Annotated in this window: 12 protein-coding genes; 8 read left to right on the top strand and 4 right to left on the bottom strand. The window is 65.9% G+C overall.

Annotated elements, in window-relative coordinates; translation table 11 throughout:
- On the top strand, positions 1 to 1,197 hold a 1,197-nt coding region (locus tag D477_RS07985), incomplete at its 5' end, for a heparan-alpha-glucosaminide N-acetyltransferase domain-containing protein (RefSeq protein WP_005268511.1).
- A 225-nt stretch (positions 1,198 to 1,422) separates the two neighbouring features.
- Here D477_RS07985 and D477_RS07980 read toward each other — a convergent pair.
- Entirely contained in the window at positions 1,423 to 1,740 is a 318-nt protein-coding gene (locus D477_RS07980) for an MMPL family transporter (RefSeq protein ID WP_005268510.1), read from the bottom strand.
- 511 nt (positions 1,741 to 2,251) lie between these two features.
- On the opposite strand from D477_RS07980, the gene sbnA reads away from it, so the two are divergent.
- From sbnA to D477_RS07950, 6 genes are read left to right on the top strand one after another with little or no spacing between them, the layout of a single operon-like run.
- Positions 2,252 to 3,325 (top strand): 2,3-diaminopropionate biosynthesis protein SbnA, encoded by a 1,074-nt coding sequence (sbnA, locus tag D477_RS07975; RefSeq protein ID WP_005268509.1) that lies wholly within the window; start codon positions 2,252 to 2,254, stop codon positions 3,323 to 3,325.
- A 2-nt stretch (positions 3,326 to 3,327) separates the two neighbouring features.
- A complete protein-coding gene (locus D477_RS07970) occupies positions 3,328 to 6,438 on the top strand; it encodes a Pls/PosA family non-ribosomal peptide synthetase (protein ID WP_081608512.1) in 3,111 nt (1,036 codons plus the stop codon).
- Positions 6,435 to 9,047, top strand: coding sequence for a non-ribosomal peptide synthetase (locus D477_RS07965; RefSeq protein ID WP_005268507.1), 2,613 nt, complete (start codon positions 6,435 to 6,437; stop codon positions 9,045 to 9,047). The genes D477_RS07970 and D477_RS07965 overlap by 4 nt, the downstream gene beginning before the upstream one ends.
- On the top strand, positions 9,047 to 10,054 hold the full coding sequence (locus D477_RS07960; RefSeq protein ID WP_005268506.1) for a TauD/TfdA family dioxygenase: 1,008 nt from the start codon (positions 9,047 to 9,049) through the stop codon (positions 10,052 to 10,054). The genes D477_RS07965 and D477_RS07960 overlap by 1 nt, the downstream gene beginning before the upstream one ends.
- Positions 10,051 to 11,115 (top strand): 2,3-diaminopropionate biosynthesis protein SbnB, encoded by a 1,065-nt coding sequence (gene sbnB, locus D477_RS07955; protein WP_005268505.1) that lies wholly within the window; start codon positions 10,051 to 10,053, stop codon positions 11,113 to 11,115. The genes D477_RS07960 and sbnB overlap by 4 nt, the downstream gene beginning before the upstream one ends.
- A gap of 52 nt (positions 11,116 to 11,167) precedes the next feature.
- Positions 11,168 to 12,310: a LuxE/PaaK family acyltransferase gene (locus D477_RS07950; RefSeq protein WP_005268504.1), complete on the top strand. Its 1,143-nt coding sequence runs from the start codon at positions 11,168 to 11,170 to the stop codon at positions 12,308 to 12,310.
- Between the two features lie 12 nt (positions 12,311 to 12,322).
- On the opposite strand, the gene D477_RS07945 is transcribed toward D477_RS07950, so the two are convergent.
- The gene (locus D477_RS07945; protein ID WP_081608511.1) at positions 12,323 to 13,411 is read right to left on the bottom strand and encodes a M20/M25/M40 family metallo-hydrolase; all 1,089 of its coding nucleotides are present in this window, start codon (positions 13,409 to 13,411) and stop codon (positions 12,323 to 12,325) included.
- A gap of 335 nt (positions 13,412 to 13,746) precedes the next feature.
- Here D477_RS07945 and D477_RS21115 point away from each other — a divergent pair, with 335 nt between their 5' ends.
- Positions 13,747 to 15,036, top strand: a complete 1,290-nt coding sequence (locus D477_RS21115) for a CAP domain-containing protein (RefSeq protein WP_150110046.1) — start codon at positions 13,747 to 13,749, stop codon at positions 15,034 to 15,036.
- A 46-nt stretch (positions 15,037 to 15,082) separates the two neighbouring features.
- On the opposite strand, the gene D477_RS07935 is transcribed toward D477_RS21115, so the two are convergent.
- Positions 15,083 to 15,391 carry a hypothetical protein gene (locus D477_RS07935; RefSeq protein WP_005268501.1) on the bottom strand — a complete coding sequence of 103 codons (309 nt, stop codon included), beginning with the start codon at positions 15,389 to 15,391 and terminating at the stop codon, positions 15,083 to 15,085.
- Between the two features lie 83 nt (positions 15,392 to 15,474).
- The gene (locus D477_RS07930) at positions 15,475 to 15,975 is read right to left on the bottom strand and encodes a flavin reductase family protein (RefSeq protein WP_005268500.1); all 501 of its coding nucleotides are present in this window, start codon (positions 15,973 to 15,975) and stop codon (positions 15,475 to 15,477) included.
- Positions 15,976 to 16,066: the final 91 nt, after the last annotated feature.

The raw sequence follows: 16,066 nt of genomic DNA, 5'->3' as shown, positions 1-16,066 counted from the left end.
CGGCCGCCGTCCGGCCGGGCGATGACCGCGAGCCGGGCCGCTCTGGCCCTGCGCGGCCTGATGATCATGGGGATGGGCTTGTTGCTGGGCTACACGGAAACCCCGCTGGATGTCATCCTGTCCTACTATGGGATCCTCTTCCTGCTGGCCGTCCCGCTGCTGGGCCTGGGCAGGCGGACCCTACTCGCCCTGGCCGTCGTCTTCGCGGTGCTCGGCCCGGTGGCCATGCAACTGGTCCGTGCCTGGTGGCCGGACAAGCCACGCATCGATGGCGAATACACCTTCGGCCTCGCCGCCGCCAACCCGGGAACCTTCCTCACCGACATGCTGCTCACCGGGGTCTATCCGGCCCTGCCCTGGCTGGCTTATATTTGCGTGGGGCTCGCGGTCGGCCGCCTGGACCTCACGTCCAGGAAGGTCGGGGCCGTCCTCCTCGCCGCGGGCACCGCGCTGACCGCCGCCGCGTGGGGCCTGTCGGCACTCTTGCTGGGCCCGGGCGGAGGCTATGAGCGGCTCGTCGCCGCCACACCGCTGCTGAACGAGGAGCAGATCAACCAGTTCCTGGTTCTCGGCGGAGCCCCGGGCTCGGACGACCTTCCGGCCACCACCGGCTGGTGGCTGGCCATCCTCACCCCGCACACGTCCACACCTCTCGCCATCCTCAGCAGCCTTGGAACCTCGCTGGCCATCCTCGGCGCCATCCTGCTTCTCGTCCCGTACCTGGGCCGGACCACCGTTCCCCTGGCCGCGGCGGGCTCGATGACGCTGACCCTCTACTCCGCCCACGTGATCATCCTGGCCACCGAGATCCTGGATCCGGCACGTCCGATCATGGCCATCACCATCCAAGTCATCGTCTTCCTCCTCACCGCCGTCCTCTGGCGCAACGCCGTCGGCAAAGGTCCCCTGGAAGCAATCGTCGCCGCCGCCACCGGCTGGCTCCGCACCCTGGTCCTCGCCGGCAGCCGTCCCGGCCCCTCTCCGGACCAGTCCGCCTCCGTATCGGTCCGCCGCGAGGCAGGACACAACTTGATCTTCCAAGCTGATGGCAATGGATCACCGGTATCAGCTTCAGCTTCTGCTAAGCGATCCCATACAAACGGCGGAGAACCGATTCGGGCGCCCTCCACCTCGGAAACACCCACATACGACCGCGGCGCCGGCCGTCATTCCGCCGCGCGGCCGGCTGAATCCTAGTTGGCTCCTCCGCACATACGGAAACGGGCCGGGGCGCCTGGTGGTGCCACGACTGAGCCGGGCGTCCGCGGCGGCCTGGCCTCAGCGGCAAATACGAGTCCTCCACCAGCCCGTGTTGTCTTTAGACTGCCTGTGCGGCCCTATCGGCATGGTGCCTGGTCCATTTTTGCCTTCGACGTCGACTTGGGCTAAGACCCGCAATAGACAATCCGGACACACTAGGTGTTAGCCGATGAGTTGCATCAGAGCGGGCACCAGCGTCATGCGGACCACGAAGGCATCGTCGAACACATCGAACGCGCGGGCCAAGCCGATGGCTCGAATATCCCGCACTTCGGAGATGACGAACCCGTTGAAGACAGCAATCATGATGACGACGGCGGCACTGACCACTCGCCCACCCCGGCTGGAGGGTTCATGGACCGCACGGCGGGCGTCGCCGCCGTCGATGAAGGATTCGCGCATGCCGGACACCAGGAACATCTGGCAACCCATGGCCAGACCGAAGAGGCTGATGGAAAGAAGAGCTGATTCCCCGATCATTGCTAGAACATGACGCCACCCAATCCAACGCGGTCAAACCCTGCTCGTTTCGGAGCCTGTCCTGGTCAAACCGCGCCACCAATCACTGCCATTGAGCGTGGTGAGTTTGAGTCATGGCCGTTGCTGTCGCAGCGTGACTGTGACCGGTCTGTGACTGTTGCGCAAGTGCCAGGAGCAGCCAACGAACCGGACATCTCATCTGGTTCCAGTTGCCGCTGGTTTCCCCGCGAGGACGAATACGGTATCCCCAGACCTTGGCCCTCGAGGAACTCATTCCCATGTCAGCCGAAGCGTCAAAGTCAACCATTGCCCAGTTTGCCCAGCGGGAGGCTTGGATCGGTTTCGGCCTAACGTATCGATAACGGCGCGATAACGGGGGCGGGGGTCCACTGTAAAGGCATTGTAACTTGCAGCTTCATGGGGTTCTTGGGGAGAAAGCGATGCTCACTGGTCCGACCAGCCATTCCCTAGCGACCCTGACCAAGCTTATGGCAGGAGAACGAGGGAAACCATGGCGATTATCAAGGATCCGCACCTGTTCAACGAGCAGAGCCTGTTCGTCGACCTGGAAGCGGTGCTAGGCCGCCGCCTCTATCTAAAGATCGAGGGGTTCAACTTCGCCGGCTCAATCAAGCTCAAGCCCGCACGTGAGATGGTCGAGAGCGCCGAGCGGGAGGGGTTGATAGGTCCTGGCTCCATCCTCGTGGAATCCTCCTCGGGGAACCTCGGCGTTGCGCTCAGCATGATCGCCGCCAGCAAGGGATACCGCTTCGTGTGCGTGATCGATCCGCGCTGCAACCCCGCGACCCGGCAACTCATGGAGTCTCTGGGGGCACAAGTGGACCTGGTTACTGAACCGGATCCCGTCGACGGCTTTCTCGGCGCCCGGCTCAACCACGTCCGGGAGCTGTGCGCGTCCGACGAGCGGTACATCTGGCTTAACCAGTACACGAATCCCGGCAACTGGGGAGCGCACTACCGCTGGACTGCCCCCGAGATCTCCAATCAATTCACCGAACTGGACGTGTTGTTCGTGGGTGCCGGAACAACGGGAACCCTGATGGGGTGCGCACGGTACTTCCGTGAGCATCGACCCGATGTCCGGATCGTCGCGGTCGACGCCGTAGGATCGGTCTCCTTCGGCGGCCCTCCGGCCACCCGGCTGATCCCGGGGCTCGGTATGGGCGTGCGGCCGCCGCAGCTCGATGAGTCGTTGATCGATGACGTGGTGATGGTCGAGGAACTGGATACGGTGCGCGCCTGCCACCGCCTGGCGGCGGGCGGGTTCATGCTCGGCGGCTCCACCGGGACCGTGGTCCACGGCGCCATGTCCTGGCTCGCCGACCACCACGTCCAGGACGCCTGCGCGGTGGCCATCTCGCCGGACCTCGGGCGCCCCTACCTGGACACCGTCTACAACCCCGACTGGGTGCTCGACCACTTCGGGGCCGAAGCGCTCGCCACCGCCCACCTGACCGTGGCTCCGGAGCGTTGGCCTGACCCGGTGCCGGGGCCACGGCACAAGGCGCCCACACCTGTGACCGATTCCGTCGCTACCGCCTCACTCAGGAGTTTCTCGCAGTGAAAATGCCCGTCAACGACCTGCAAGGGACTCAGCGTCCCACAACTCCGACGAATCCTCCGACCCCCGCGGCTCCGGCCGGGAGCAGCTCTCGGGCCACGTCGGCCACGGGTACGGGTGCTGCCCTGGAGCGCCGACTCGCGGATCTTCTCGCATCGGTGGTCAAGAAGGACGATGTCCCCGTGGACGCCAACTTCTTCTTGGAACTGGGCGCCGACTCGCTGGTGATGGCGCAGTTCTGCGCCCGGGTGCGCAAGCAGCCCGACCTGCCGGCAGTGTCGATCAAGGACATCTACCAGAACCCGTCGATCGCGGCGCTGGCCGCGGCCTTGGCACCGGTGGAAGAAGCTTCGCCGACGGCGCAGCTGCAGGACCGGTTTACGGAGGTGCTGGCCAGCGTGCTGGGCGTGGAGCACGTGGCGGTGGACGCCAGCTTCTTCGATGACCTGGGCGCGGACTCGCTGGTGATGGCGCAGTTCTGCGCCCGGGTGCGCAAGCAGCCGGACCTGCCGGCAGTGTCGATCAAGGACATCTACCAGAGTCCAACGATCGCGGCGCTGGCCGCGACCCTGGCACCGGCGGAAGAGGCGTCGGCGACTGTACAGGTGCAGGGCCGGTTGGCGGAGGTGCTGGCCGGAGTGCTGGGCGTCGAGCACGTGGCGGTGGACGCCAACTTCTTCGAAGACCTGGGTGCGGACTCGCTGGTGATGGCGAAGTTTTGCGCCCGGGTGCGCAAGCAGCCGGACCTGCCAGCCGTCTCGATGAAGGACATCTATGGCAACCCGAATATTTCTGCCCTGACGGCGTCCCTTCACGGCGCCTCGAAGCAAGCCCGGCTGCCGGAGCCCTCGCCGATCGCGGCTTCAGTGCCGGAGAGGCCGGCACCCATGGACGCACGGACATGGGAGTACGTCACTTGCGGCGTCCTGCAGATGCTCGTCTACCTCGGCTATTGTCTCCTCGCTGGTTGGCTCGCGGTCGTGTGGTACGGGTGGGTATTCCCGGATGCTGGCCCTGGCAACCACCATTGGTTGGGCCATGGGACTAGTTTGTTGGAGATCTACCTGCGGTCGATTGCGTACGCCGGGGCAGCGTTCGTGCTGCTGAGCATCCTGCCGGTGGCAGCGAAGTGGATTATCATCGGGCGCTTCCGGCCCCAGGAAATCCGTATCTGGAGCCTGTCCTATTTCCGGTTCTGGCTGGTCAAGACCCTGATGCGGACCTCACCCCTCCTGTTGATGACCGGTTCCCCGCTGACAACCTTCTACCTGCGGGCCATGGGTGCCAAGGTGGGCCGGAACGTGACGATTCTGACCAATCATCTGCCGGTCTGCACTGACCTGCTCACGATCGGGGAGGGGACCGTAATCCGTAAGGACGTGATCGTCAATGGCTACCGCGCCCACGGCGGCGTCATCCAGATTGGTGCGGTGACGCTGGGCCGCGATGTGACCGTCAGCGAGGGCACCGTCCTGGACATCAACACGACGATGGGGGACGGTTCCCAGCTCGGGCACCGGTCCACGCTCTATATGGGCCAAACCGTCCCTAAGGGCGAGCGCTGGCAGGGTACACCGGGCCGGCGGACTGACGTCAACTTCGCTAGGGTCGAGCCCACTCCCTACCGGCCCTGGCGCCGCGGACGGTTTGCGGTGTTCCAGTTCCTGAGCACGCTCGGGCTCGGCCGCACTATGGTGAGCATGGTCATCACGCTGGCCGTCCTGGCGGTTCCGAGCGTGGCGGCGTTGCTGGAGTCGCAGCCGCACGCCTTCACCGAGTGGACCTTTTACACTGATGCCATTGTTCTCGCCGGCCTGGCCGTCTTCGGCGGAACGGTGATGGCATTGGTGCTCGTTAGTACCGTGCCGCGGGTGCTCAACCTCGTTCTGAAGCCGGACACCGTATACCCGCTGTTCGGACTGCGGGACGCGGCGGCGAGGGCGGTGGCTAGGTTGACCAACAATTCCATGCTTGGAGGCTTGTTCGGCGACAGTTCGTACATCGTGAACTACGTGCGGGCTATCGGGTACGATCTGGGCAACGTCCAGCAGACCGGCTCCAACATGGGCACGGTGTTCAAGCATGACAACCCGTTCCTTTCGGCGATTGGCACCGGCACGATGATCGCCGACGCCGTATCTTTCCTGAACACCGACCACTCAGCGACGTCGTTCAAGCTCGGTAGGGCCGCGATCGGCGCGAACAACTTCCTGGGCAACGGCGTTCTCTACCCGGCAGGGGCCAAGACCGGGGACAACTGCCTGCTCGCGACCATGGTGGCGGTCCCTATCGAGGGACCGGTGCGCCATGACGTGGGCCTGCTCGGGTCGCCGCCGTTCGAGATTCCCCGTTCGGTCCTGCGGGATTCCCTTCCGCAGGAGCACGCCACCCCCGCAGACTTCCGCCGGGATCTGTCGGCCAAAAACAGGCACAACCTGCGCACTATGGCGCTCCTGATGCTTCTGCGGTGGTTCAACGCGTCCCTGGCGATGGTGGTCCTGTTCGTTGCCCTCGAGCTGTCCGACCAGTTTGGTTTTCTTGCCCTGAGCGCGTCATTCGTCGTGATGCTCCTGGTCGGTTTGCTGGCGGGGATCGGCATTGAGCACATCGTGACGCGGTCCCGGGGACTGCAACCCCAGCTGTGCTCGATCTACAACCCCTACTTCTGGTGGCACGAGCGGTACTGGAAGCTGCAGATCCAGAGCCGTCGCATTAACATCCTTGACGGGACGCCCTTTAAGCCGCTGGTCTGGCGGCTGCTGGGCGTGCGGATCGGGTCCCGGGTCTTCGATGATGGCTGCGCGTTCCCCGAGCGGGGCCTGGTGACGATCGGCTCCCGCTGCACACTCAATGCCGGCTCCGCGATGCAGTGTCACTCCCAGGAGGACGGGATGTTCAAGTCCGACCACAGCGTCCTTGGGGACGACGTCACGCTCGGCGTCGCCTGCCTCGTCCACTACGGCGTGACCGTCGAAGACGGTGCCGTCGTCGCCGCCGACTCCTTCGTGATGAAGGGAACCACTCTCCCTGCCGGATCCCTCTGGGGCGGCAACCCGGCAGACGAAGCTCGTGCCGCCACCCCAGCATCCGCCGTCCTGGAAAGGCCTCTGTCATGACCTCCAGCCCCGCGCTCACCTGCCGTACCGCCAGCGGACCGTTCGATTCGGTCGTCGGCCGGACATCCCGGCCATCTGCCGCACCGACGACGATCCCAAGATGGACCCGGGACCGCGCAACCGGTCAGGAGCGGATCGAGCTGCCGGTTCCCGAGGACCTGCGCACGACCGTTCGGGCTCTGGCCCGGACCCTGTCGGTGGCCCCCGGCTCGATCTGGCTGGCGGCCCACGCACGGGTGCTGCAGGCCCTGTCCGGAGAAAACGAGGTCAGCACCGGCTGTCAGGACACGGCGGGGACCTGGCGGTGCAGCTTCGAACTCGGCCACTCGTCCTGGCGCGCCCTCATCGCCGACGCGAGCGCCCGCCAAGTCGAGGCCCGCGTGGAGCACGCTGGGTCTGGGCAGGCTAGTCGCGAGGCGGCTGCCCCGGGCTACGAGGTGGTGTTCGGCGCCCTCCGAAACGACGATCCCGAGCTGCCGGAGGGAATCGTGCTCGGTGTGTCCGTCTGGAATGAGGCTACCGGCGAGGTGCTGCGCGTGAGGCACCGCGGGGACGTCCTGGACGCCGGCGCCGCCCGTCGCATCGCCGGCTACCACCTCGCCGCGCTGCGCCACCTGGTGGCGAACCCGGAGGCGGATCCCTTCGACGCCGACCTGATCGGCGAGGACGAACGGCACTTCCAACTCGAGCAGCTCGCCGGGCCCGAACGGCCCCGGCCCCAACACCGCTTCCACGAGCTGTTCGAGGAACAGGTCCGCCAGCATCCCGAACGCATCGCCGCCGTCCAGGACTCGCGGGAGTGGACGTACGCGGAGCTGAACGCCCGCGCCAACCGGCTTGCCCGCGCCCTGCTCGCCCGGGGGCTGCAGGCGGAGGACATCGTGGCCGTCGTCGCTGAGCGGGACCTGGAATGGATGGCCGCCGTCATTGGCATCCTCAAGGCCGGAGGCGCGTACCTGCCGATCGAACCGCACTTCCCCTCCGACAGGATTGCCAGAACGCTCAGCCGGGCCGGATGCCGGATGGTGCTGACCGAGGAAGGCAGCACCGCCACGCTCGACGAGGCACTCGACGGAATGCCCGCCGTCGTAAAGCTCCTCTTCGAGGACGTGGAGGCCAGCGGGCACTCCGCCGACGACCTCGGCATGGAGATTCGCCCCGATCAGCTCGCCTACGTCTACTTCACCTCCGGGTCCACGGGCGAGCCGAAAGGCGCGATGTGCGAACACGAGGGGATGGTGAACCACCTGTACGCCAAGATCGAGGACTTGGGGATCGGCCCCGGCGACGTCGTCGCCCAGAGCGCGCCCCAGTGCTTCGACATCTCGTTGTGGCAGCTGGTATCGGCCCTGCTCGTCGGCGGCCGCACGCTCATCGTCGGGCAGGACCGGATCCTCGACGTCGAACGGTTCGTCGACACGGTGGCAGGGGGGTGCGTTGCGGTCTTCCAGGTTGTCCCGTCGTACCTGGATGCGGTGGTGGCATACCTGGATGGCAAACCGCGCGCACTGCCGCACCTCCGCTGCGTCTCGGCGACCGGGGAGGCCCTGAAACGTGAGCTGGTGCGCCGCTGGTTCGACGTGATGCCGGACGTCAAACTGGTCAACGCTTACGGACTGACGGAGACCTCGGACGACACGAACCACGAGGTGATGGATGCAGCGCCCGCGGGCGGCTCCGTGCCGCTGGGCCCGCCGATCCCGAACGTCCGGATCCACATCCTCGACGAGCGTCAGCGGCTCGTGCCGCTCGGGGCGCCGGGGGAGATCGCCTTCTCCGGTGTGTGCGTGGGCCGCGGCTACATCAACGATCCGGAGCGGACGGCGCAGGCGTACTCCGCCGACCCCTACGTGGACGGCGCGCGGCTCTACCGCGCTGGCGACTACGGACGCTGGTCCCCGGACGGCAAGCTGGAGTACCTGGGCCGGCGGGACAACCAGGTCAAGATCTCCGGGTTCCGCATCGAGATCGGCGACATCGAGAACGCGCTGTTGCGGGTTCCCGGCGTCCGCGACGGCGCCGTCGTCGTCGGCGAGGGTGCCGGGCAGTCCAAGTTCCTGGTGGCGTTCTACTCCGGCAACCGGCAGCTCGAGGTCGACGAAATCCGCAGCGAGATCGCCGCGCGGGTGCCGGCCTACATGGTTCCATCGGCGTACAGGTGGCAGGAGAGCCTGCCCCTGACCGGCAACGGGAAGATCGACCGGAAGGCGCTGACCCGCATGGCGCGCGAGGTCGTTCCCGAGGCCGCCACGGGCACGGAAGCACTCTCGGCCACCGAGCAGCGGCTCGCCGAGGCATGGGCGACGGTGCTCGGCCTGCCGGCGGACCGGATCGGCGGGCAGGACTCGTTCTTTGCCCTGGGCGGGACCTCGCTGTCCGCGGTGAAGCTCGCCGTCGTGCTCAAGCGCGCGGTGTCGATCAAGGACATCATGCAGACGCCCGTCCTTGCGGACCTGGCGACCCTGCTCGAGGCCTCGTCCCTGGCGGACGCCGCCGTTCCGCCCGCCCTGCGGCCGGCGAGAGCCGCCGCGGAGCCTGACTCCATGGCCCCGGTGGGAGGACCGGTTGGCCACTCCCACCCGCTACCCGTGAAACGAAAGGACCTCTGATGTCGTCTCCTTCACCCAGGACCCAGTTCGACGTGGAACGCCAAACCGGCCAGACGCCGATGCTCACCGTCGAGGACGGTCACGACCCCGTGCGGTGGGCCGAACGGAACCGTGACGCGCTGCGTGCGGCAGTGGATGAGCATGGCGCCGTCCTGGTCCGCGGCCTGGGCCTCCGTGATCCAGCCGAAGTAGCCGAGGCCTTCCAGCAGTTGGCTCCAGGCGGCCTCATGCCGGACCGGGAGGCTTTCGCCACCAGGCAGCCTTACTTGGACGGTGTGTACTCATCCCTCACGTGGCCCGCGAACCAGCCCATGTGCATGCACCACGAGCTCAGCTACGCGCTTGAGTTCCCCGGACTGATGCTCTTCGCCTGCCTACAGGCACCAAGCATCGGCGGGGTGACCGGTGTGGCGGACGCCCGCGCCGTGCTCGACGCCATACCACCGGAGATCGTCCGGCGGTTCGAAAACGAGGGGTGGCTGCTCGCCCGCAGCTACAACGAGGACATCGGCGCCTCGTACGACGAGGCGTTCGGGGTCTCCGCCCGCGCCGACGTCGAGAGATATTGCCGGGCGCACGAGATCGAGTTCGAGTGGCAGCCCGACGGAGAGCTGCGCACCCGGCAACGGCGTCCTGCCGTGGTCCGGCACCCGGCGACCGGCCAACGCTGTTGGTTCAACCAGGTCGCGTTCCTGAGCGAATGGACGATCGCGCCCGAGGTGCGGGAGTACCTGGTGGACGTCTATGGTCCCGACGGGCTGCCGTTCAACACCCGCTTCGGCAACGGCGAGCCGATCGGCGAGGACATCGTCGCCCTTCTGAACGACATCTACGAGGCGCACACTCTTCGAACCCCCTGGGAGACGGGGGACCTCATGCTGGTAGACAACATCCGCATGGCCCATAGCCGCGAGGCGTACGAGGGACCCCGGGAGATCCTCGTCGGCATGGCCGAACCGCGCAACGCATTCGATCTCAACACCCACACCCAGGACGGTGCACGATGACAGAATTCGCCACTTCCCCAGTTGCAGCGGCCGAAGAGCCAAAGGTTCCACCTTTCGCGGTCATTTCCGGGGCGCAAGTGCAGCAGGTGCTCCAGGGGCGGGAGAAGCAAGTCGTCGAGCTGGTCGAGCAGACCTACCGGGTGCATGCAGCCGGAGACTCGGTGAACCCCCCGTCCTACTTCCTGCGCTTTCCGGACCGGCCCACCTCCCGCATCATTGCTCTGCCCGCCTCGATCGGCGGACAGGTAGAGGTTGACGGCATCAAGTGGGTCTCCAGCTTCCCGGACAATGTGGCGTCGGGGATCCCGCGCGCCTCAGCGGTGTTGATCCTCAACGATCGGGCGACGGGCTACCCCTTCGCGTGCATGGAGAGCTCCATAATCAGTGCCTCCAGGACGGCTGCATCGGCCGCCGCAGCTGCAGACTGGCTCAGCCGGGGACGCGGGCGTCCCAGACGCATCGGGTTCTTCGGTGTCGGCCTGATTGCCCGCTACATCCACACCTTCCTGAACGCGACTGACTGGTCCTTCGACGAGATCGGAGTGTTCGACCTCTTGGGCGAGAGCGCACAGGGATTCAAGGGCTATCTCGAACGCAGCGGCACCCCGGCCCGGGTGACCGTCCACGACGGCCCCGAGCAGCTGATCAGAAGCAGCGACCTCGTAGTGTTCGCCACGGTGGCTGGCCACCCGCACGTACACGAAACGACGTGGTTCGCGCATAATCCGCTGGTGCTGCACGTCTCCCTGCGCGACCTGGCCCCGGAGATCCTGTTGGCGTCGACCAATATCCTCGACGACGTGGACCACTGCTTGAAAGCCGGGACGTCGGCCCACCTCGTGGAGCAGATGGTCGGCCACCGGGAGTTCGTGGACGGCACCTTGGCCGATGTCATGGAAGGCAGGGTCTCGCCGGCGGATGATCGCCCCGTGGTGTTCTCACCGTTTGGCCTGGGCGTGCTCGATCTGGCGGTGGGCAAGTACGTCTACGACGAACTTGCCAGCAGCGGCCAGCTCCGGGTGGTCGAGGACTTCTTTTCCGAATTGCGTCGGTACGGCTGACCCGGCGGCCCAACCGCGTTCATCGATTCGCACCCACCGAGGAGTGACACAAATGCTCTCGTTAGCGCAGATGTTGGGGAACGTGTCCAAGGCATACGACCAGTCCCCGGACGACTGGGCACGGTCGGTTACCGACGTCCTGCGGGACGCCGCGGTCTACCACCAAGCCAGAAATGGCTTCTACCGTGCCCAGTGTGACGCGTTGGGAGTCGATCCCGCTGCGATCAACGACATCAATGACCTGCAAGACCTGCCCCTGTTGCCGGTCGGCATGTTTAAGCGTCCCGACGCCCAGGTGTTGCTTACCTGCTCCCTGGCCGACGTCGAGACCGAGACCCGCTCGAGCGGCACGCACGGTGTCCCGTCCGTCGCCCGCCGCAACAGCGAGACGGTGACGTGGGCGCTGGTTGGCCTGATCGGGACCTACCGGGAGTTCTTCAGCTTGTCCGGGGGCGCGGGCCTCTTCCTGAACCCGTCGGACGCCGAAGCCTCGGAGATGGGTCTGCTCAAGGACTTCAACATCCTGAACAGCGTCTTCGACCACCACGCATACCTCGTTGCCGACCAGGCGTTCGACGCCAGGGAGGCCCTGGAGCACCTGCGCCGGTGGAAGGGCCACATGACCCGGCACATCGTCGGTCCGCCGTTCCTCATCGGCCGGCTCCTCCGGTTCCTCGAGCAGGAGAAGATCAATGTGCGCTTGGACCCGTACAGCATGATCATCACTCTCGGCGGTTGGAAGCGGCACACCGCCGAGGCCATCCCCGCCGAAGGCTTTCGGGAGCGGTGCCACGACCTGCTTGGCGTGCGCCCGGGGAACGTGCGCGACATGTACGGGATGATCGAGTCGAACATGCTCGCTGTCGAATGCCACCTGCATCGCAAGCATGTTCCGCCGTGGTGCTACATCTCCATCCGGGACCCAGGCCAGATTGGCAAGGAACTCGCTCCGGGTGGCACCGGCATGATCGCGGTACTGGACGCTCTCAATACCAGTTACCCCGGTTTCCTCCTCACTGACGACATGGGCGATGTCGAGACCGGTACCTGCGGGTGCGGGAGAACCGGTCAGGTCATTAACTTCCGCCGCCGGGGGCAAGGCAGCGGGCATGGCCACTGCCCCGTCAGCATCGAGCGTTACCTCGGGTCAGGCACCACCGCCTACGGTGAGGCACCGGCTCTCGCCAAGGCCTGAGTCCGCGGCGCCTCAGCCGGCGCCCTCCTCCGTTGCCGCGCCCTTCACGAGGCCGCCCTCGATGCCGCCGAGCGAAACCGTTGCGCTCATCAGCGTTTCGGTCATCTGCTCCAACACGTCCATGTCGACATTTTTGATGGTGTCGCAGGCCAGGTGGAAGCACTCGTCGTACTGCAACCCGGCCTGCCCGCCGAACACGCGCGCCTCGGACTCGCTCTTGGTCCCCGCATCGCCTGTGAACACGCCCCCGGCCGGGATGCCCCTTTGCACGAACGCGTCATAGTCCGAATCCCCAATGAACCCGAACGGCAGCGCCTCGACCCCCTCGGCGCGCAGGATGTCCAGGAACACTCTTTCGATGGCGCCCGATCCCTCGGGCCCGGCCTCCTCGCTGTCTGAGCCGTCGCCGTCATATACGAACACCACCGCGTTCGGCGAGCCAACCACATCCGCGTTCAGGTATGCGACGTGCGCGGCGGACTCCGCGCGGGAGAGTTCCTCGACGTAGTGTTCCGAGCCGTGCAATCCGTCCTCCTCGCCGCCCCAGAACGCGAACCGGATCCGCTCCCGCGGCACGGCACCCTCCTCGGCGAGCCGCAGCGCGACCTCAAGCACCGCGGCGACCCCGCTGCCGTTGTCGTTGAGCCCGGGCCCCTCCTCGACCGAATCCAGGTGCGCGCCGAGCACCAGCACACTCCCGGAGCCGCTGCCGGTGTCGGCCAGGATGTTGAACGTGTCCACCGGGTTGCGCCGGCCGTAGCTAAACTCCTGCCGGCGCGGCTCGTACCCCGCCGCGCGCAACTGCTCCTCCACGTACGCCGCGGACGCCTCGTAGCCCCCGGTGGCAGCGGCCCGATTCCCACCGTTCGCGTCGGCCGCCGCCTGCAGCGCCTCCAGATGCCGCGTCAGTGCACTGGGCTCCACCGCCTCTTGCACCAAAGACGGCTCCGGCGGAGCCTCCACGCGCACAGGCGGCCGCGGTTCGCCCGAACATGCGGCAACGCCGCCGACCAGTGCCGCACACAGCGCAACCGTCCGCAGCCGGGTGCGGTGATGAGGACGGTTTTGGAAACGCTGTGGAACGGATTCTGCACGTCGCATTTCGACTCCCCCAAGTCTGCGTCCTGGACGCTGGTTGGTTGTTTCATGGAACCGGCAGCGGACGATTCCGGAGCGGAACCGGCGGCCGGAGCTGTAGGTACATGATGGTGCGGACGGTGGGATCTAACAAGGTTGCTCGTCCTACCATCCACGGTCGGGCCCGGCCTTAAGGCTCTACTGTGGCCAAACTGTGAGGCTGCTGTGGAACAGGACGCCAATGACGGCGGCCAGGTCTCGTGGCTGTCATGCGTCAATGCGCGGCGCGCCGTCCAATAAGCCAACTTTCCTGAATTAAACGTGCTATATCAGGCGCTTAGCATTTAGACTTGCTGACCATGGGGAAAGTACTTAAACCATTCACAGCGCTCGCGGTCACGTTGCTTCTGCTTTTCGTCGGGCTCAGCCCGGCGGCTGCGATCACCAGGACATCGAGCGATCCTGTCGTCAAGGAAATTCTGGGACTGGTCAATAAGTACCGCGCCGACAACGGCTTGTCGCGCGTTGTGTGGAACCAGAGCATCGGCAACGTCGCCCAGGAGTGGGCCGAGGTGCAGAACACCCGCATCAACAAGGGCACGTACAGCTTGGAGACCATCCATCGCGAGGGTTACGGCACGAAGCAGATCCCGGCAGGCTACGATTACGGCACCGAGATCATCGCCTACAACAAAACGCCCAAAGCCATCGTCGACTGGTGGATGAGTTCGCCTGTGCACCGTTCGATAGTGCTGAGCCCGAAGGCTACCGACATCGGCATCGGCTATATGCAGACGACGAAGGCCGGGTGGTACGGACAGTATTTCGCTGTGGCCAATGTTGCCGGCTACCCGACGACGCGAAGCACCCTTCCGCCGCATCCGAGCGGCGGCCAGAGTTCCGCTGCGGGCGATGTCCATGAGGGTGATATGGCGGCCGTCGACGCGTGGGGGAACCTCTATGTTTACCCCTCCGCGCAGGGCGGGGACCTCTGGCGCCGCGACTACATTTCCGCAGGCTGGCAGGGAGCCAGCGAAGTTGACGTGGCCGACTGGAACTCCGACGGCGTTCAGGACATCGTGGCCAAGTGGAGCAGCGGGCGTTTGACGGTCAACTTCGGCAGGGCCGCCGGCGGCTTCGATGCAGCCTTCGTGATCGGCGGCAGCGGCTGGGCCGGTTACGACATCCTGGTGGCGGACTGGAAACAGGGGGACAACTATCCGGCCCTCATCGCCAAGAACACGGCCAACGGCCGACTGTACTACTATCCGAATCCTTCCGGCACCAAGCACGGCGCGCGGAAGCAGATCGGGACCGGCTGGGGCTCGCTGGAAATCCTCGCGTTGGACTTCGACGCCGACAGCAGGACAGACATCGTAGCCAAGACCTCCAGCGGCCAACTGAAGCTGTACCGCGGCAACGGCTCATCCGGGTTCATCTCCGAAGCACGGCGCGTGGTAGGAAGGTCCGGCTGGCAGGTCATGCACCATTTCTCAGCCATTCACGACCATCTCGGAGACGGCCGCCCGGGCATTCTGGCCCGTGACCGCTATGGAAACCTGCACCACTACCCGGTGGCGGGCAACAGGATCGGTTCCCGCGTGACGGTCGGCTACGGCGGCTGGGACACGCTTCTGCTCGGAAGCTAGAAGTTGCGCTCCGCGCCAGGAGCAGCAGCCGACCAGGGGAAAATGATCAGGAGGCCTTGGCAACAGCGGGGTAGTGGGCCCAGATCCCGTGGTCGACTTCGAGGACGCTGCCGTCTTCTGCATAGAGGACGGTAACGGCTTCACCGAAGTGTTCGCAGTCTTCGTCCGGGCAGATGTCGGCGAGGTCGCCGGCATCGTCACGAGCGAAATGCTGCTCCCAATCGTCCACCTTGCCGATGGCCCAGGCATCCCCACCGTCCGCCAGTTCCATCAGTTCTTCGATGGTGTAGCGGCGGCCGCGCTGCGGATGGCGGACTGCTTTGCGTGCTGCGGCGGTTACGTTCTTCGTGCTCATGGTCCCAAGTTAGCGCCGCCCTCTGACAGTTTTGAGTTCTCCACACGGCGGGTTGCGGATTCGGCAGCAGCCAGGCTGTGCGCCTACGCCGAATGCCCGGCGTCGAAATCTGCGACATGGCTGGACAGGAGCACCGCCGCATCGGAGGAGACAGTGGCATCAACCGGCGCGACGAGGAAACCGGTGTGGTCGCCCAGGTCGAACCGGTCGAGGACCTTGGCAACCATGCGGCGTGGACAATCAGTCAGGAGCGGGACACCACCGGGCCCGTCCGTCCACTCGCACTCGGCGAACTTGTCCACTTCGTCCCCGGTGTGTTCGCCGAAGAGCGAGGCAAGGCCACGCTGGTCCGCTGCCGGCAGGTGGATGGCCAGCACCGCTGCCTCGCGTGCCACCCGGTGGGTGTGGTTGTTCTTCGAGATGCAGACCAGGAACCGTGCCGGGCTGATGCTGCACTGGGTCGCGAACCCGACCAGGCAGCCCGACCGGGAGACGCGGCCGGCCTGTTCCGAAGCGGCGGTGACGATGAGCATGGGGTAGTCCAGCCCGGAAACCAACCGATCAATGTCGTCGTCAATGCCCATCTGTCCTCCAATTCGCCTAATTTTCCTCATCGTAGGACGGGTTGCGGGGGCTGCGGGTGGAACGGGCCGGGTTGGCGGGGCTGCGGGTGGA

This window comes from Arthrobacter crystallopoietes BAB-32 (assembly GCF_000328305.2).
GTDB classification, from domain to species: domain Bacteria; phylum Actinomycetota; class Actinomycetes; order Actinomycetales; family Micrococcaceae; genus Crystallibacter; species Crystallibacter crystallopoietes_A.
This window is presented reverse-complemented; position numbering and strand designations above follow the sequence as displayed.